The organism is Mahella sp. (assembly GCF_020054945.1).
Classification (GTDB): Bacteria; Bacillota; Clostridia; order Mahellales; family Mahellaceae; genus Mahella.
The window spans coordinates 14286-32973 of sequence record NZ_JAIHAU010000013.1 but is presented as its reverse complement, the minus strand read 5'-3'; the positions used below and the strand labels follow the sequence as shown (position 1 = coordinate 32973).

The following is an 18688-nucleotide window of genomic DNA, read 5'->3' as shown; positions in this document are numbered from 1 at the left end:
CACCACGCTAATTTTAGGCATGTGCATGGGGTAAAATATTTTCTCCTATACCTGCTAAAACGCTATTTATCCGCCTTTTCAAACAACGCAATTAGCTCTGAACAACCAGGATTCATAATATTACCACTCTTAGTTTGACAGCTTAATCTGCCCACTACATATTTTAGAAAAAGTATGTAGACCGTAAAGCCTTTATTTATGAGGGTTACAGCCCTTTTTTATTCTTTTTTGCTGTCAAATTGGGATTTTATCCCCTTTTGGTGGTCAAAACAACCTTGTATAATACCCGTTTGTCAGCAATAAGTCTAAAGGCAAGCTACTGCTGTCTTTGCTGTTTCTATAGAAAAATACAAAAGTGTGATCGTCAACGAATTTCGATCCAACTTTGCAGGATTTAAAAGCAAATCCCGCAAAATGAGTTCTTCTGTTTCTTTTTCTGAGCCCGAAGTAAACTAAACAATCGAGCTCTACAGTTTCATCGGGTGAGCTGGTCAGGCAAAAAACGGAAGGGATAAATTCGGCCCTTGACAAGAATAGACCCCAGAAGAGTATAATATTAAATTTTTTTGAAAAAGCAGGATTTTTACTATTTATGTCGTATATAATAAATAGAGAGCAAAAGAAGTGGGGGTGATTCCATTGGTTAAGTTATTGATGCTCAATGGTTAATAATAGACAAGAAGTGAATATAATAGAACTACAGTAGTTGGCAAAATGGAAAAATGATGATTAGAAAGTAGATGAAACGACAACCATTGACGCTGATGGGACTGTTCACGGTGCTCAGATCGGTACTGATCAAGATGGCAAGCCTATCTATTCGCAGCCGCCGTTGTCAGCCGCTATGCAGGACAAGATCAAAAAAAAGGATGCAATGGCGAAGGCTCACGCATTGTATAAAAACAACTCGATCGCGAAAGACGAGTACATTAAGAGGCTGAAAGCCCTCGGCGCTGATGCAGAATTATTAAACAAAGCTAGGGATATCGTTCCATATCCAACCGGAACATCCAACACAAGCGGCATGAGCACGATGTCTGCGGCATATAACCCTAAATATACCTATAACAACATTGGGGACCTCTTGCAGCAGCCGCAACAAAGGACTTACTGGTGCGGCCCTGCCACAGCTTCCGAAATTGTGGAAGCATATTTGGACAGTAGTACGTACTCTCAAAGCTATATGGCGTCGGTTTTGGGTACCACTACCGATGGAACTCCGTGGTATACCAATAGATATCCAATGGCAGATGCATTGAACGATGTCGAAAATTCAGGGTGGTATATACCTTATGGTACAACCGTCGAAGCAGCTACTTTCAAAGATCATGTCACCTTTGATATCGATTATAATCGTGGAGTGGCAGCCAATGCTTATGAAGTAGGTGGCAAAACACATCCGCACCTTACAGGTCATCCGCTCGATAAGACTATCTATCACTGGGTCGCAATCGATGGATACGATAGATCAGGATACCTCATTCATTATGCTGATTCCGTTCATGATTCTTCAGTATCTTGGGCTGCAGGTGTTCCTGCATATTCACAGATCGACTATGTGACTATGGCGCGGATTATGAATGGTCGCGGCATCATCTGGTAATGTTACTGTACCGTATAGGGGCCCGTCCTCTATGCGGTATTATGAAAGGAAAATGCAAATGCGAAAATTTGTTTTATTCGTGCTGATTCTTGTTGCATTATTATCCGGTTGTGCGACGGATAAACCGGTAAACGATAAGACTCCTTCTTTGCCGAACAGCTCAACCGATAATTCTGTTACTGAAGAAAAAATAACTGAAAAAGATTATAGTGCCGTCTTTGGCAAGGAAAGCGTAAAAACATTTTTAGCTGTACTCGATGATGGGACTCCATGGCTGTCCGTCAAAATTTCTGACAAAGAGATATGCGGATTTACCGGTTCGGTTGATGCTTCCAACAAGGAGATATTTGGTTCTAATCCGGCAATTAAGGACAAACCATCTAAAATTGTAATATATGATATTGCTACAGGAAAGAGCTCGGCAGTATATACGTTGGAAGATCATTTTCAACCGGAGTTCATCCAATTTAATGACACATATATTTTATGGAATGAATATATTCCGTTCCATGATGGCGGAGAGCAGAGAGCCGTGCTTTTTAATCGGCACACAAACAAAGCGCAAATACTAGGCGTGGTACAAAGTTCATTTTGTGGAGATATTCAAATAGCACTTGGAAACAACTATGCCTTATGGTCTTATGGAACAACAGACAAAGATGGAAATGTAAAGTTCCGTATTTATTCATACGATTTCAAAACATCGAAGACAAGTATATTTAAAGAGGACGCAACTATGCCCGTAATAGGCAACAATTTTGTGGCATGGCTTGGGCCGTCAAAAGAGAATCTGGCCTATAGTTATTTGTACTGCCAGGACATGACAAGCAATAAAGTTACGATGATTTCGCCACAAGGCATAAACCCGCAGTATCTGGCCGCTTATGGTGATAATTTGGTCTTCAGCGGCAGAACAATAACCTCATCGGTAAAAGGCCTTGGAGCAGAAAATGTATTGTTCCTATGGCAAAATGGCAAGCAGACCATTATTGAAAGGTCTAAAGAACATGATTATGAATTCCCCGATGTCAGCAACAATTTTATAAGCTGGGATGAAAATGGAAAAAGACGCATATACGATATAAAACAAAAAATTATAATTGATTTACCTTCAGAGTATGGTGAAGCGTCTGTTTCGGACAAGTATATTATGTGGGGCGATGACGCAATTCCGAACGAATCCAAAGATGAGGCGGCAAAGAATGGCGTATACACGACAAACATCAGTTTGATCGAGGTACAATAGATACCCATAAAATCCAAATTTTAAGTGAATTGGTTTTATCAGACAAGCATTAAGAAGCCTTGAAACCAGCATCAGCGCAGGTTTACAGGCTTCTTGTCTCTTTCAACTGTCAAATATGGGATAATATCCCTTCACAAAATCGCCTTGAGCCTAATCGTTACCTTGGCCTACACATTGGTTGCATTATAAATTGTGAAAAATGTCTCCCATATTTTTAAATTTTCTCTATGATAATCTGATGATCTACCAGTCTCATCTCCTTTATGCGCGCTTTTATGATCTCCTTGTGGCCGAATATATCCTTTATTATAAGGCGATCATCATAAGGCGTAATGGTATCAGCGCCTTTTATAAACAGCATCTCTTCACCATTTTCCAATATATATACATCGGCTTCACACATGGTCATCTCACCTCCATCATGCCCTTTATGAGCTCGACCATATCGTCTATCAAATGAGGCAGAGGCTTAGCCTCAACGCCTACTATATCCACGCCGCAGCGGTTTACCGGCAGCAATATCTTCCGGGCCGAAGAGGCGGCTACAGCGCACGCTATGGCCGGCGTAAGCTCGCCCATCATGGCATGCGCCATCAATATGCCTATGGTGCCTGTTATAATATCGACCTTGTCGGCATTCCATACTATAGCCGCTTCGCCGGTAGCCCCATCATTGGCCCCGGCTTTTAACATTTGTGCCGTAGCCCATGCATTTGTGCCCAGTGCCAGTATCTCTGTTTCATCAGGCAACTCTCGCCGCAGTTTATCTACTATATGCCTGCCTATGCCACCACCTTGCCCATCCACAACGGCTATACGCATAAAATCACCTCACAACCTCGCCGGCAGATTTTGATTTGTACATTGTTCCAACAAATCGAAATTTGGGCATATATGGTCAAGATTTTTGGTTTCGAACCTATATGTCCTTTGCGACGCGAGCCATAAAAAGCTCCATAAAGCGTTCCACATCCACATCTACTGCTGCTTTTACAGATGTGCCCTCTCTCGGCACCGTCATACCGCGCGTATATGCGCCGCCAAGCTCTACTCCGATATCCATGGGTTGCACCGTTACCAGCGACGGGTCCAACGCGACTGCCACAGCCAAGGGATCATGCAGCACCGGCATATGAAAGTTAAAAACCTTATCCCATAGTTTTACCAACTCAAAAAGAAACTTTACTTCAGTCCTGGAGCTCCGTTCAAAAGCCTCCAACTGCTTCAATGTCATCTGGCATTTTGTGGTAACGTCCAGGCCTACCATAGTGATATCAGCACCACTGGACATTACTATATGGGCAGCCTCAGGGTCACACATTATATTCCATTCATGCTGAGGTTTGCCTATACAACCTCCCATAAGCACTATCTTTGCCTTACGCGCTAATCTGGGTTCCATGCGAAGTGCCATGCCTATATTGGTCAGCGGGCCTATTGGTACTAAGGTTATGGGGTCGACACTGGCCATACAGGTGTCTATTATAAAATCTACGGCATTTTTACCATCCAGCACCTCTATACTATCATCAACAGCCGCACATTGGCATGGTATAACATCTTCATCAACATCATTTATCAGAGGACGGCCTATCCCCATATGTACGGGGATATCCGCATTATTGTACACCTTAAGCTCAGCCATGGCCAAACGGGCCCGTTCTCTGACATTGCGAAACACAGTTGTTATACCCATCAACTCCAGCTCAGATGAATTCAATGCCAAAGCAATAGCTAAAGCATCGTCTATATCGTCCCCTATATCGGTATCTATAATAAGACGTCCCATAACAATTATCTCCTCATAATTTTTTACAAGACAATAATATATCATCCCACCGCGGAGAGCAAGTTTTTTTCGCCCTTGCATTTGAGCATATGCAGTGATATAATGGTTGCAATCGATTGCAAAGGGGTGCTGATAATGATAGACCTTTCAGTAGAATATGCAGGATTGAAGTTAAAAACACCGGTCATAGCCGCATCATCGGGCATCACCGAAACGGTGGAGCTTATGAAAAAACTTGAACAGCATGGCATCGGAGCCGTGGTGATGAAATCTCTCTTTGAGGAAGAGATTTGCCGCCAGGCCCCTACTCCGCGCTACAAGGTACTGCGCCATGATATGGGCGGCAAATATAGAACCTTTTCATTCTATTCTTATGAGCAGGCCAGCGTATGGGGGCCTGATCGATATGCCCGGGAGGTAAAAAAAGCCGTAAATGAGCTAAATATCCCTATTATACCGAGTATCAACTGCATAACCGATGACGGTTGGAGACGTTACGCCGCTTTAATGCAGCAAGCCGGAGCACCAGCGCTGGAACTCAACGTATCATGCCCTCACGGCTCGATAGTATTTCGCGGCGGCACCGATGTCGCCGGCGAGATAATCCGGGTAACCGAACTGGTTTTAAACGAGGTCGATATACCCGTCATAGTAAAGCTTAGCCCGCAACTTACTGCCCCGTTACAAATAGCCAAAGCCGTAGAGGATGCCGGTGCTAAGGGCGTGGTGATGTTTAACCGCCTCACCGGTTTGGATATAGACATCGATGCCGAATCCCCTGTACTTCATGGGGGATACGCCGGCCATGGCGGTCCATGGGCGATATATTACGCATTAAGGTGGATCAGCGAAGCCTATCCGCAATTGCACGTTGATATATCGGCCAGCGGCGGCGCGGTGACCGCTGATGATGTGGTAAAATATATACTGGCAGGTGCTAAAACGGTGCAAGTATGCACGGCCATTATGCTAAAGGGCCCTGGCGTCATCGATGAGATGAACGACGGTCTGGGTGCCTGGATGAATAAAAAGGGCTACAATGCCCTCGGTCAATTCCGCGGCAAGGTCAGCAACGGCGCAATAAGAGGCACTAAAGACATCGATCGCCGTCATTATAAGAAGGCTCATATACTGGATAAATGCACATCATGCGGCATATGTGCGCCGCTATGTATATTCGACGCCATAGACAGTAGCACAGAGCCGTATCGCGTCGTGCAGGATACATGCGACGGCTGCGGCCTATGTGCCGAGGTATGCCCGATAAGCGCCATAGAAATGCATGAGGTGTGAACATGCAAGTATTCAACTGCGATGTGTTGGTAATAGGCGGCGGAGGCACCGCTCTGAGGGCCGCTATAGCCGCCAAGGAAAGATATCCGGAAACCGCCGTACTGCTGGTTACCAAAGGTACTTTGGGAAAAAGCGGTGCCACGGCCAACGCCCGCTCGGACAGAATGGCATTTCACGCAACGCTTGAGCATACGCCGCCCGGCGGACCGGATGCATGGAAATACCATGCGGACGACATATATCGTATAGGCGGCATGGTATCGGACTATGATCTGGCTGAGATGCTGGCTAAAAACTCTGCTGATGCATTTTATTACCTGGATAGACTGGGCGTGCCGTTTGTCAAAAAGAACGGATTGCCCGTCCAATTCTTGACCGACGGCTCTATATATCCGCGTGCATGTTATACCGGACCGGATACTGCAATAGATATAGAAAAAGCCTTGTTAAACCGTTTCTTGGAACTAGGCATGCCGTTTAAGGAGCATAGCATGATATATAAGCTGGCGGTAAATAGCCACGGCATATGCGGCGCATTCGGCATTACCGAAAATGACGATATTTTTGCCGTAAACACATCGTCGATAGTCATGGCTACCGGCGGCGCCGGCCGTATCTATAAAGATAACGTATTCCCCAAGGGCGCCACAGGCGATGGTTATGCACTGGCGCTTGAATGCGGCATCCCTTTAGTAAATATGGAGTTCATACAGATAGGACTGTGTTCGCGCGCCACAAAGCTCGCCTGCTCGGGCAGCATGATGCGTGCAGTGCCAAGGTTTATCGATGAAGAAGGGCGCGAATTTTTACCAGATTACATCCCGGGCGATGATATTCACGATATAGTATTCCGAAAAGGAGCCAGTTGGCCGCTATCGTATGAACACCCATCTCACATTATAGATATAGCCGTCTTTAAGGAGATAAATGCAGGCCACAAGGTATATCTTGATTTTTCCAAGAACCCTATAGGATTTGATTTTGACCGCTTGTCGGCTGATAACCGTAAGCTCTATGAGGACGAGATACAAACGTCCGATATGAAATGCAACAGAAACGACAATCCTTTAGCGCGTCTGAAGGAAATAAACCCAAATGCTATACAGTGGCTCAAAAACCGGGGTATAGATCTCAAAATCGGGCAAAAGCTGGAAATAATGCCTGCCGCACAGCATTTCCAAGGCGGTATAAAAATACGCACAATGGCCGATACACCTATAGCCGGCCTATTTGCTGCCGGAGAATGCGCCGGAGGTCAGCACGGAGCCAACCGCCCTGGCGGCAACTCGCTGCTCGACGGCCAGGTATTCGGCAAGATCGCCGGCGAAGCAGCGGCCGCGCGGAGCCGGACTATAAAACCTCAGGGCCTCGCCTCATCCTCGCTGGAGCAACAGCAGCTACATGCAAAAGCTCTAAAAGAAATGCGCAGCGATATTTTGCTTTCGGAACAGCTCGATACAGTACAGCGAATTATGAGCCGTCAGGCCTCTGTGATGAGAACCGGAGACGGCCTTGCCGGTGCCCTTTCCGATATAAATAAACTGAACGATATGAAACCGGATATGAAAGGTCAGTCGCTATACGGCTATTTCGAGACTAAGAACAGCATAATAACAGCTATCGCCGTGTTGCTATCGGCCTCGGCACGTAAAGAAAGCAGGGGGCCGCATCTTTACTTCAATAGTACGGAGGACTTGATACCTTTGCCTTCTTTGCCTGAATATCAGCATTATTTTATGATAAGCTATGATCAAAACGGATGGCATATCACGTGAGAAAGGGGTGAATCTATGACTACCTTAAAGGATGTGGCCAGGCTGGCCGGCGTGTCCGCCAGCACGGTATCGCGTACCTTGAGCGGCAATATACATGTGGACGAGCAAACTCAGCAAAAGGTGTGGGCTGCCATAAAAGAATTAAACTATAAGCCAAATATATTGGCCAAAAGCCTTAAAGAAGGGCGCACGAATACCGTCGCCCTAATAATCCCCAATATACGCAACCCGATTTTCCCTGCCGTCACGCGCGGTGCAGAAGATATCGCACGCAAAAACGGTTTTACGTTGATACTGTGCAATACAGATGAAGATCTCGCAATAGAAAAAGATTATATAGATAAATTAACCAACCGATGGGTGGATGGCTTTATCTTTGCTACGGCACGAGATGACAGCAACCACATCATGGAGCTAAAAGCGCAGGGTATACCGGTGGTATTCATGATAAGGAGCATCGGCAATGACCCGGACGCTGTGACGGTCGATAACCGAAGCGGAGCTTATAAAGCCGTAGATTATTTGATAAGCCGAGGGTGCACTAGGATAGCCTTCATAAACGGTCCTCTCGATATAGATTTATACAGGCAACGCCTCGACGGCTATAAAAATGCCTTGAAGAAACATGGCATTTCCATAGACGATGGTTTAATAGTAAACGATGTAAACGATCAGGACAACGGCTATCATGCCATGTTAAAACTGTTGGATAAAGGTATAAAGATGGATGCCGTATTTGCCGCCAGTGATCCGAAAGCCGTAAATGCCATAAAAGCCATAAAAAGCAGAGGGCTATCGGTGCCCGGCGATATATCGGTCATCGGTTTCGATGATCTGGATATAGCTAATATAGTCGAACCTTCTCTGACCACAATAGCGCAGCCAGCCTATGATATAGGTGCCATCGCGATGGATACGCTTATAAAACTGATAAGCGGACATAAAAACACCGGACCAACCGTATTGGACACACATTTGGTAGTAAGGCAGTCGGTAAGATAGAAATGGAGGGAAGCTGCTAAGCAGCAAATTGTTATGAAAACTCAAGCTATGGTTATGACAGGTTTCCATAAACCGTTGGAATTAACAGAAATAGAGGTGCCGCGTTTAGAAGATGGCCAGGTATTGGTCAGGTTGGCCGCGTCCGGCGTGTGCGGCTCCGACGTGCATATATGGCATGGTGAAGATAAAAGAGTTAAATTACCGCTGATACCGGGGCACGAAGGTGTCGGATACATTGAGGATATCAAAGGCCGGCATTGCAGCGTGGACGGCCAAATACTTCACCCAGGCGACCTGATAATATGGAACCGCGGCATAAGTTGTGGTCGATGCTATGCATGTCAGGTGCTTAAACAACCGTCATTATGTCAAGACCGGATCACATACGGCATAAATAACCCATGTGATAGGCCTCCGTATCTTAATGGTTGTTATGCTCATCATATAATATTGACAGCCGACACAGACATAATCAGATTGGACGACGATACAGACCCTGTAACCATGGTATCAGCATCGTGCTCGGGCGCTACGATAGCCCATGCCTTCGATATGTGCCGGATAAAGCCGGGATCTACCGTAGCCGTTCAGGGCCCCGGGCCGTTGGGTTTATTTGCAGTGGCTTTCGCCCGCGCCTTGGGAGCCGGTACTATAATCGTTATAGGAGGCACGGCCAGCCGATTGGACATATGTAAAAAATTCGGCGCGGATATAGTGTTGGACAGAAAATCCCTATCCAGAAATGACAGGCTCGATACCATCATGCAGGTCACCGGCGGCCATGGTGCCGATATAGTAATAGAAGCGGCAGGATATCCGGATGCCGCTCAGGAAGGGTTGGATATTCTGGCCACCGGCGGAACATATCTTTCCACAGGCTTCGCACAGTTTACCGGCTACACCCAGATAGATTTTTTCAGCCAAATAGTAAAGAAAAACGCTGTCATAAAAGGCGTATGGGTCAGCGATACATCGCACTTATACGACGCCGTACACCTTATATTAAAGAACCCTTCTTTATTCAGCAACATGGTAACGCATACAATGCCGTTGGACAACGCTAATCAAGCCTTGGAGCTCATGGCTTCCAAAAAAGCACTTAAAGTAGTACTAACGAATGGAGAGGTGTATAAAAATGCAGAATAATATATCGGTTTTTCTGTCCGGAATCGGAGGATACGGCAATAACTATGTAAAGGAGCTATTGCGGAGCGGCGCCCAAAACGGCGTATACATAGCAGGCGCGGCGGATCCCCGCCCTGAAAGTTGCAGCTCCCTGGATGAATTAAAGGCTAACAACATACCCATATATGAAAGCGTGGAATCATTCTATGCCGAACACAAAGCTGATCTGGCCATTATATCATCGCCCATACAGTTCCATTGCGAACAAACGTGCGCGGCTCTATCATATGGCAGCCATGTACTATGCGAAAAGCCTATGGCAGCCACGGTCCAAGAAGCACGTCAAATGATCGAGGCTCGTGATAAAGCTAAACGCATTTTAGCCATCGGCTTCCAATGGGCATATGACCCCGCATATCAGAGTTTGAAAAAGGATATAATGGCCGGACGATTAGAACAGCCTAAACGCTTAAAAACACTCGTGCTTTGGCCAAGAGATGCTGATTACTATAGCCGCGGATGGGCCGGCAAAAAGAAAGACCAAAAAGGACGATGGGTGCTGGATAGCGTGGCCAACAATGCCACAGCCCACTATTTGCATAATATGCTCTTTGTTTTAGGGAAAGAGTTTTATCAAAGCGTGCAGCCGCTGGAGATAACGGCTGAATTATATAGAGCCAACGCTATAGAAAATTTCGATACATCCGCTATGCGTATTTTTGCAGACAATGGTACTGAAATATTGTTCTACGCCAGCCATGCGGTGAAAGAGAGCATAGGCCCCATGTTTTGCTATGAATTTAAAAATGCATCTGTCTATTATAACCACCCCTCCTTCCCACAGAGCGCTGATCATATTGTGGCTGTCTTTAAAGACAACCGTATAAAAGACTATGGCCGGCCTGATCATCAGGGCATGTATAAGCTGTGGACAGTCATAGATGCCATACGCGGCGGTACAACGGTATCCTGTCCGCCCGAAGCAGCGCTGCCGCATACGCTATGCATAAATGGCGCTCATCAGTCCATGCCGGACATCGTTGATTTCCCAAGTGAATTGATTATAAAAGAAGGTCAACCTGCAATAACCCACGTAAAAGCGTTGGAGAATATTATGATGGAATGCTTCGGCCAAAACAAACTCCCGTCTGAAATAGGCATACCGTGGGCTAAATCCGGTAAACCTATATCGCTTGCAGGCTATGAACGCTTCGAGGGATAGTCTTAGTTAGAACATGTAATTTATCCCGGCACTCAATCAAGTTGAGTACCGGGAATTTGCTAAAGATTTTCGACTTTCATTCTTCTCTAAAGAGCGGTGTGCTAAGATATCTTTCTCCGGTATCCGGGGCCACCGCCACCACATTATGCCCGCTGCCTAAATATTTAGCCTGTTGCAGCGCAGCAAACACCGCAGCCCCCGATGATATACCCACCAATATGCCTTCTTCATGTGCCATACGGCGCGCCGTACTCATAGCGTCCTCATCCTTGACGGCCACTATATCATCGATTATATCCCTGTCCAACACTTTAGGCACAAAGCCGGCTCCTATGCCCTGTATACCGTGAGGCCCAGGTTTGCCACCTGATAAAACCGGTGATTTTGCCGGCTCTACTGCTATGATTTTGACACCGGGTATGCGCTGTTTAAGCACTTCGCCCACACCGGTTATAGTGCCGCCGGTACCGACGCCAGCCACAAAGGCATCTATATGCCCGTCCATTTGCTCAAATATTTCTATAGCCGTGGTCTTTCTGTGAATATCAGGGTTGGCCGGATTCTCAAATTGCTGCGGTATGAAATACTCCGGATGCTGTTGTTTTAATTCCTCCGCCTTTCTTATAGCTCCCGACATACCTTCAGCCCCCGGAGTCAGTACAAGCTCCGCACCGTATGCTTTAAGAAGGCTGCGCCTCTCCAGACTCATGGTTTCGGGCATGACCAGTATAACCTTATAGCCTTTCGCAGCCCCTATCATAGCCAAACCTATGCCGGTATTGCCGCTTGTAGGTTCTACTATAACAGAGCCCGCCTTGAGCAGCCCCTGTTCTTCAGCAGTCTGTATCATGCTGTAAGCTATTCTGTCTTTGACGCTGCCACCGGGATTAAACGACTCCAGCTTCACATATACGTCAGCATAATTTGGTTCTACTAACCTATGTAACTTAACCATGGGCGTATTACCTATTAATTCCAACACGTTATTAACCGCTTTCATATTCATTCCCCTTTCGTATTCCAAGTAAACTTATCTGTTTATATGCATATTATATTTCCGCGCGATGAAGTTGTCAAGCATTTTTTCTGATTTGCACTTGCCATATCATTGCTCTTGCGCAAAAAAACTTGATTTTTATATTATCATCTGTTAATATATTAACAGATAGAATTCGAGGAGGTGAAATGATGAAAAGAATATTAGCGTTAGCCTTAGTAGCGGTAATGGCTTTATTCGTATTGGCTGCTTGCTCTTCCAACGAAGGCACCCCCCAACCGACCGGCGATACATCGTCGGAAACTGTTACTTATAAGGACGGTACTTACAAAGGGCAATCGTCCAAGAACGACCATGGGCAGTACGGCGACATAGAAATAACCATAAAAGACGGTAAAATAAGTGATGTAAAGTATAAGGAAGTCATGGAAGACGGCAGCGAAAAGACGCTGGAGAATGACGGAAATTACCAAGAAGCCATAGATGCTATAGAAGCATTGCCGCAGAAGCTTATAGATGTACAGGATCCCGATAAGATAGATACTATAAGCAAAGCTACCGGCACGACCGATATGTTCAAAGAAGCGGCCAAAAATGCTTTGGAACAAGCCAAATAATTTTTGTTAATAAATAGACTAAGATTGTTAAAAATTTAGAGGGGTTTTACCCCTCTTTATTTTATATATTGGCGCATGAATTCTAAAACCTTTTTTTCGATTCTGCATACCTGTACTTGCGTTATACCCAGCATCTGTGCAACCTCGGACTGAGTTTTGTCCTTAAAATATCTAAGCAATATGACCTGGCGGCCCTTAGCGTCCAATTGCGCTATACACTCTTTAAGCGCTACTTTGTCTATAACATCTGTATCCAGTTCGTCATCATCGGATATCCTGTCTATAAGCGATATAGAGCTTTCACCGTCTTCATAGGCATTATCATATAATGATACCGGTACAGTATCAGCCTCCATAGCATATACCACATCGGCCGGCTCCATATCCAATGCCGTCGCTAACTCCTGCACGCTCGGTTCCCTGCCCAGCTCTTTTTTTATGCGATCCTGAGCACTATGGATCTTGTATGCCGCTATCTTAACCGATCGGCTTACCTTTATGCTGCCGTCATCGCGCAAGAAACGCTTTATCTCCCCCATTATCATGGGCACAGCATATGTCGAAAATTTTACATTATACGATAAATCATAATTATTTATTGCCTTAACCAAACCCATGCTGCCTACCTGAAATAGGTCGTCATACTCATAACCCCTGTTCATGAATTTCCTTACAACATTATGTACCAGGCCCAGGTTGCGCTCGGCTAATATCTCCGCCGCCTGTTTATTGCCTTTGCGCGCCTCAACTATAAGACCTTCTATTTCCTGTTGCGTCAAAAGGCCCCTGTTTTTATCATCGGCTGGTGTGGTCGTCGGCTCCGCCATCGGCATTCCCCTCCTGCATCCGGCTCGAAGCAGAGGCAATATACTTTATCAACGTCACCTTAGTGCCCTTACCATATACTGAATCGACTTGCACCTCATCCATAAAAGTCTCCATAACAGTGAAGCCCATGCCCGAACGCTCCAAGTCCGGCCTGGAAGTATAAAGCGGCTGGCGTGCCTTTTCTATATCCTCTATCCCTTTACCATCATCAATAACATCTATTTCCACCCTATCGCCGTACAACCTTACATTTATCTTAACATACCCTTGTCCGTTTTCATAACCGTGTATGATAGCATTGGTCACGGCCTCTGAAACAGCGGTTTTTATATCAGCTATATCTTCCAATGTAGGGTCCAGCTGCGATGCAAAAGCGGCCACCGCCACTCTTGCAAAAGATTCATTCTGCGAACGGCTTAAGAACTCCATATGCATCTCATTGAGCAATTCCATCATAAACTCCCCTTTTGTTGCGTCAGATTTTTGATAGCCTCCCGCTGGTTTTCATATGCGCTGAATATATTGAACAAACCGGATATTTCAAATATCCGCTTAGTCTGCGGCGATATCCCTATAACGGCTACTTTACCGCCGCGCGCCGAAATAGTCTTATACCTTCCTATAAGCATACCCACACCCGAGCTGTCCATGAATACAAGATTTTTAACGTCGATCAACAGGTGCTTTATAAAAATATCGCCGCTTATAGCGTCTTCTATCTGCTGTCTTACGTAATCGACGCTATGGTGATCCAACTCACCGTCCATATGCACGATCAAGACATTATTTTTTGTTTCCAGTTCAACGTTCAAAGCTGCCATACCTCCTTTGCAGTTATATTATCTATATTCGCCGATTTTCAAAAATCTCCTGCATAGAAAAAAATTGTTTTTTGTCGAATATAAAAAAACCGCATTAAAAATGCGGTCAGTTTATCTCCATTTCTTGAATCTCTACCTTTATAGGAATCTTCTTATTCAAATCATTCACTATTGCCTTTTCGTCTTGCCATGTTATGTACTTTTTACGCTCGTCCTCGGTCAATATAACCCTATCCAATACATCTCTGCCGGTTAAACGTGCATCGCTGACCAGCATTTGCATAATAGGTTTATTATCTAATACGGTAAGCACGCCGTATACATACTTCAATTGCCTTTCCTCCTCTTGCTCGCTCATTTACATATATAGTTTAATACCGTACAGGAGAAAATTCAAGATTTTTGTCACATGTTAATATTTCTTGTCGCCAAGAGCAGACGAAAAATCGATATGGCCGAGCGCTCCAGCAATTCGGCGGTATGGCTCATAGCGGCAGCTAAATCCATAGGCCTGTCGATTATACTGAATAACGCATCCACACCATGCTCGTATACCCTTTCAGCACCGTCTCCCAGGCTACCGGACAGGCAAACCACGGGCTTATCATGGCGCTTGGCTACGCTCGCCACCCCCACGGGTACCTTGCCAAAGACCGTCTGTTCATCGGTCCTCCCCTCACCTGTTATGACCAAGTCACATTGGCTTACGAGCTCATCCATATGTGTGACATCGATCATTATATCCATGCCGGGTTTCAGCGAAGCCCCTAAAAAGGCCACAAGTCCAGCTCCCAAGCCGCCGGCAGCCCCCGCTCCGGGCATGTCTTTTATATCTATACCCAGATCTTTCTTTATGACCGCCGCCAGATTGGCTAGACCACTGTCCAGCTCTTCCACCATTTCAGGCGTGGCGCCCTTTTGCGGACCGTATATCGCCGCCGCACCGTTTGGACCGCACAAAGGATTTGTTACGTCGCAAGCCACCGTTATGTCGACATCCTTTACACGCTTATCCATGTCATTTATATCTATATGTGCTATGTGCTCCAGTACTTTGCCTCCAAAGCCATCTATAACGCGTCCCTCGGCATCATAAAACTTAACCCCTAATGCTTGCGCCATACCTACGCCGCCGTCGTTGGTAGCGCTGCCGCCTATACCTATTATAATGCGATTACAGCCTTTATCCATGGCCGCCCTAATGAGCTGGCCGGTTCCATATGTAGTAGTATTCATGGGATTGCGTTTATCCTCCGGTACAAGCGGAAGACCCGATGCCGCCGCCATTTCTATGACAGCCGTTGCTCCGTCGCCTAACACCCCGAAGAATGCCTTTACCTCTTCTCCCAATGGGCCTATAACCTTTTGATGGTGTATATCCCCGCCGACAGCTGTTATAATGGCCTCTACCGTTCCCTCTCCCCCATCCGCCATAGGTATCTTCTTTATATCAGCCGTCAGGACAACCTTTCTTAGCCCTTGCTCAATAGCATCGGCTACAGCCACGGCGCTCAAGCTCCCTTTAAATGAATCCGGAGCTATTAAAATTCTCATGATGTGCCTCCTAACTCGATATATTTTCCACTACCGCTTTATATACGTCGGCCGCCTTAGCAGGCCAACCATCGCAAATGATCTGAGCCAGTTCACTATTAGGTACATTGATGCGCAGATCCATAAGCATCATACCGTTTTCTATGACCTTGCAATGCACTATATATTCTTCCTCGTTCTTTTTCTCATAGAAAGCCGGCATCTCGCTTTCACCGGGCAAATCTATATGTTTGCCCTTAGCATAATCATCTATAAGGTTAACCATCCATTGGGGGATATCGTCATATAACCGGACCACTATGTTTTTCCCCTTATCATTTATAGAGTAAAAGTATCTCCCCTGTGATTCCATATAATCCACGAGGCCATCGCGCACCAGTTGGCTCAGCAACTGCTGCAGATCGAAGTAATTCATCACATTGGCCCCGACCATGAAGTGGGTTATCTGGGCATTGGGTATCGGTATATGCATTTTATCTATAAAGTATAATATAGCTAACCTGTTAACATCTGCTTGAGATTCATTTATATACATACAATCACTTCAACTCTTTATCACCAAGAATTTTTACATTTAAATTGTATCATCGCATGTATATAATAGCAAGTACCAATTGAAAAGGAGCATCAGGCGATGCTCCTTCATCAGTCGTTATTTGCTCTTTATTATTTGCCGGGCATAGTCCCTTGTGTCATATTTTGCTCGGCAAATTTTATCATCCTCTGTACCATATGACCACCAACAGCCCCGCAATCGCGAGCTGATAAATTACCCCAATAATCCTCTGAACCTTGTTTAACCGGTAACCCTAATTCAGATGCTATTTCATATTTCATGTTATCCAAAGCCGCATGAGCCTCAGGCACCACCTTAGGCCCTATATTAGCACTTCCTTTTGCCATCTCGCATATCACCTCCAAAACAGAAATCGTATTTACATAATATAATTTGCCTCCAAAACATTAAATTATGCATTTGCGACTAATTCGCGTATCCATTATATGGTGTTTGTTCAGACGCTATTATAAATGAGCGGCTTTTATACTTTACCTGTTAAGCGCCCGTGTAACCGGCCTCCAAGCCAGCGCGCCAAAATATTGAACAGCAACACCACTATTATCAACACAGCTGACGAGCCGTCGGCTACTTCTCGGGCATCCGGCAAAAGGCTCTCGGAATTGACTTTCCATATATGAACGGCCAGTGTTTCAGCCGGCCGCATTATATTAAGAGGCGAACGCGGGTTGGTGAAATCCCATACTTCGAAGTTTACATTAGGCGATGACATGCCTGCAGTATACATTATAGCGGCTGCTTCACCGAATACGCGGCCAGATGTCAGTATAATACCTGTAAGTATACCCGGCAGTGCTACCGGTAGGATTACTTTGGTTATAGTTTGCCATTTGGTTGCACCAAGTGCAAGGCTGGCTTCTTTTAATTCATCTTTAACCGTTCGCACAGCATCTTCGCACACCCTTGTCATAACCGGAAGGTTTAAGACCGTTAAGGACAAAGCTCCGCCAAGCAAGGTATATCCCCAGCCGGTTAAATTAACAAATACCAATAAGCCAAAAAGGCCCACTACTATGGACGGCAGCGATGCCAGCGTTTCAACGCACAGCCTTATAGCATCGGTAAGTTTACCCGGCCGGGCATATTCCGCCAAATATATACCGCTGCCCAATCCCAGCGGTATTGTAAAAATCATTGAAATAATGAGTATCATAAACGAATTGAAGATCTGGGGTCCTATGCCGCCACCGGCCTCCAGTGTCTTAGAAGGCGATGTAATGAAGTCCCAGCTTATAACGCGCCCGCCTTTATATAGGATATAGCCTAAAAGCAATGCCAGCAGCACAACTACAATAGCAATTACTATGTAGAAAATCGTCGTAGCTATTTTATCCGCGGTTTTCGCACTCATTTGTAAGCCTCCTTTTTACCGATGGCACGGATAATCAATATAAATATAAACGATATGGTGAGCAGCAACAAAGCGATAGACCATAAAGCATCATTAGGCAACGTATTCATAGCCGTATTGCCCATTTCCATAGTTATAATACTGGTCATAGTATGGACCGGATCCAGCAGGGATGAAGGTATATTCATAGCATTTCCTATGACCATCTGCACAGCCAGAGCCTCGCCCAGCCCTCTGGCCAATCCCAATATGATAGCTGTCAATATGCCCGGCGTCGCAGCAGGGAGCAGTATGCGGCGTATAGTCTGCCAGCGCGTTGCTCCCAGAGCCAGCGAAGCCTCGTTTAATTCCTCAGGTATGGCCCTTAAGGCATCGGCTGCCACGCTGGCTATGGTAGGAAACATCATAACAGCCAGCACAAGCCCTCCGGCCAGCACGCTGAAACCCAGCCCTCCTACATTATTGCGTATGAATGGCACCAGCACGCTAAGGCCTATCCAACCGTATACCACCGACGGTATACCCACAAAAAGCTCTATAACCGGCTGAAGCAGCTTTTGGCCCCAAGCAGGCGCGATATCGACCATAAATATAGCCGATGATATGCTTACCGGCGCGCTTATTACGATGCCCAGCACAGATACGACAAGCGACCCTATTATAAACGTTAAAGCTCCAACCTGCGGCGGATCAGCCTCGGTACGCCACTTAGTCGACGTTAAAAATTCGATAGGAGAAACGCCGTCTTTTAGAAAAATGGTCAACCCTTTAGAGGCAATAAATATGACTAACGAAAATGTAACTATGATTACCAATATAGCACAAAGGAAGGTTATAAAGCGGCCAAAGGCCTCATTGCGTTTTTTAGCTTTTAATGTATTCATCTTC

At 45.6% G+C, this 18688-nt stretch carries 21 protein-coding genes; 8 read left to right on the top strand and 13 right to left on the bottom strand.

Going from position 1 to position 18688, the window contains the following annotated elements:
* Positions 1-892: 892 nt before the first annotated feature.
* Positions 893-1603, top strand: a complete 711-nt coding sequence (locus JG770_RS04235; protein WP_291955635.1) for a C39 family peptidase — start codon at positions 893-895, stop codon at positions 1601-1603.
* 58 nt (positions 1604-1661) lie between these two features.
* Positions 1662-2849, top strand: a complete 1188-nt coding sequence (locus JG770_RS04230) for a hypothetical protein (RefSeq protein WP_291955634.1) — start codon at positions 1662-1664, stop codon at positions 2847-2849.
* Positions 2850-3063: 214 nt separating this feature from the next.
* On the opposite strand, the gene JG770_RS04225 is transcribed toward JG770_RS04230, so the two are convergent.
* The 3 genes from JG770_RS04225 to JG770_RS04215 all read right to left on the bottom strand — a co-directional run bounded on the left by JG770_RS04225 (position 3064) and on the right by JG770_RS04215 (position 4638).
* Positions 3064-3252 (bottom strand): CooT family nickel-binding protein, encoded by a 189-nt coding sequence (locus JG770_RS04225; RefSeq protein WP_291955632.1) that lies wholly within the window; start codon positions 3250-3252, stop codon positions 3064-3066.
* A gap of 2 nt (positions 3253-3254) precedes the next feature.
* Entirely contained in the window at positions 3255-3671 is a 417-nt protein-coding gene (locus tag JG770_RS04220) for a DUF3842 family protein (protein WP_291955629.1), read from the bottom strand.
* A gap of 97 nt (positions 3672-3768) precedes the next feature.
* Positions 3769-4638 (bottom strand): nucleoside hydrolase, encoded by an 870-nt coding sequence (locus JG770_RS04215; RefSeq protein WP_291955626.1) that lies wholly within the window; start codon positions 4636-4638, stop codon positions 3769-3771.
* A 135-nt stretch (positions 4639-4773) separates the two neighbouring features.
* Between JG770_RS04215 and JG770_RS04210 the strand changes: the two genes are divergently transcribed.
* Genes JG770_RS04210 through JG770_RS04190 form a run of 5 tightly spaced genes read left to right on the top strand, consistent with a single transcriptional unit; the run spans position 4774 to position 11055 of the window.
* Positions 4774-5931, top strand: coding sequence for a 4Fe-4S binding protein (locus tag JG770_RS04210; protein ID WP_291955624.1), 1158 nt, complete (start codon positions 4774-4776; stop codon positions 5929-5931).
* A 2-nt stretch (positions 5932-5933) separates the two neighbouring features.
* Positions 5934-7706: an FAD-binding protein gene (locus JG770_RS04205; RefSeq protein ID WP_291955621.1), complete on the top strand. Its 1773-nt coding sequence runs from the start codon at positions 5934-5936 to the stop codon at positions 7704-7706.
* A gap of 15 nt (positions 7707-7721) precedes the next feature.
* Complete coding sequence (locus JG770_RS04200; protein ID WP_291955618.1) at positions 7722-8708, top strand: LacI family DNA-binding transcriptional regulator; 987 nt, start codon at positions 7722-7724, stop codon at positions 8706-8708.
* 33 nt (positions 8709-8741) lie between these two features.
* Positions 8742-9854 carry a zinc-binding dehydrogenase gene (locus JG770_RS04195; protein WP_291955615.1) on the top strand — a complete coding sequence of 371 codons (1113 nt, stop codon included), beginning with the start codon at positions 8742-8744 and terminating at the stop codon, positions 9852-9854.
* Positions 9844-11055 carry a Gfo/Idh/MocA family oxidoreductase gene (locus tag JG770_RS04190; RefSeq protein ID WP_291955611.1) on the top strand — a complete coding sequence of 404 codons (1212 nt, stop codon included), beginning with the start codon at positions 9844-9846 and terminating at the stop codon, positions 11053-11055. Before JG770_RS04195 ends, JG770_RS04190 begins: the two co-directional genes overlap by 11 nt.
* A gap of 76 nt (positions 11056-11131) precedes the next feature.
* Here the strand turns inward: JG770_RS04190 and cysK are convergent, their stop codons facing one another.
* On the bottom strand, positions 11132-12055 hold the full coding sequence (cysK, locus tag JG770_RS04185; protein ID WP_291955608.1) for a cysteine synthase A: 924 nt from the start codon (positions 12053-12055) through the stop codon (positions 11132-11134).
* Between the two features lie 188 nt (positions 12056-12243).
* Between cysK and JG770_RS04180 the strand changes: the two genes are divergently transcribed.
* Positions 12244-12669 carry an FMN-binding protein gene (locus tag JG770_RS04180; RefSeq protein ID WP_291955605.1) on the top strand — a complete coding sequence of 142 codons (426 nt, stop codon included), beginning with the start codon at positions 12244-12246 and terminating at the stop codon, positions 12667-12669.
* 56 nt (positions 12670-12725) lie between these two features.
* On the opposite strand, the gene sigF is transcribed toward JG770_RS04180, so the two are convergent.
* The 9 genes from sigF to pstC all read right to left on the bottom strand — a co-directional run bounded on the left by sigF (position 12726) and on the right by pstC (position 18684).
* Positions 12726-13496 carry an RNA polymerase sporulation sigma factor SigF gene (gene sigF, locus JG770_RS04175; protein ID WP_291955603.1) on the bottom strand — a complete coding sequence of 257 codons (771 nt, stop codon included), beginning with the start codon at positions 13494-13496 and terminating at the stop codon, positions 12726-12728.
* Positions 13465-13950 (bottom strand): anti-sigma F factor, encoded by a 486-nt coding sequence (gene spoIIAB / locus JG770_RS04170; RefSeq protein WP_291955641.1) that lies wholly within the window; start codon positions 13948-13950, stop codon positions 13465-13467. The genes sigF and spoIIAB overlap by 32 nt, the downstream gene beginning before the upstream one ends.
* Positions 13950-14318 carry an anti-sigma F factor antagonist gene (gene spoIIAA, locus JG770_RS04165; RefSeq protein WP_291955600.1) on the bottom strand — a complete coding sequence of 123 codons (369 nt, stop codon included), beginning with the start codon at positions 14316-14318 and terminating at the stop codon, positions 13950-13952. Before spoIIAA ends, spoIIAB begins: the two co-directional genes overlap by 1 nt.
* A gap of 106 nt (positions 14319-14424) precedes the next feature.
* On the bottom strand, positions 14425-14649 hold the full coding sequence (locus tag JG770_RS04160) for a hypothetical protein (protein ID WP_291955598.1): 225 nt from the start codon (positions 14647-14649) through the stop codon (positions 14425-14427).
* Positions 14650-14723: 74 nt separating this feature from the next.
* Entirely contained in the window at positions 14724-15872 is a 1149-nt protein-coding gene (locus JG770_RS04155; protein WP_291955596.1) for a glycerate kinase, read from the bottom strand.
* Positions 15873-15882: 10 nt separating this feature from the next.
* Positions 15883-16407, bottom strand: a complete 525-nt coding sequence (locus JG770_RS04150; protein ID WP_291955593.1) for a DUF4364 family protein — start codon at positions 16405-16407, stop codon at positions 15883-15885.
* A gap of 131 nt (positions 16408-16538) precedes the next feature.
* Entirely contained in the window at positions 16539-16775 is a 237-nt protein-coding gene (locus JG770_RS04145; RefSeq protein ID WP_291955589.1) for an alpha/beta-type small acid-soluble spore protein, read from the bottom strand.
* A gap of 137 nt (positions 16776-16912) precedes the next feature.
* Entirely contained in the window at positions 16913-17800 is an 888-nt protein-coding gene (pstA, locus tag JG770_RS04140) for a phosphate ABC transporter permease PstA (protein ID WP_291955587.1), read from the bottom strand.
* Complete coding sequence (pstC, locus tag JG770_RS04135; protein ID WP_291955585.1) at positions 17797-18684, bottom strand: phosphate ABC transporter permease subunit PstC; 888 nt, start codon at positions 18682-18684, stop codon at positions 17797-17799. Before pstC ends, pstA begins: the two co-directional genes overlap by 4 nt.
* Positions 18685-18688 lie beyond the last annotated feature (4 nt).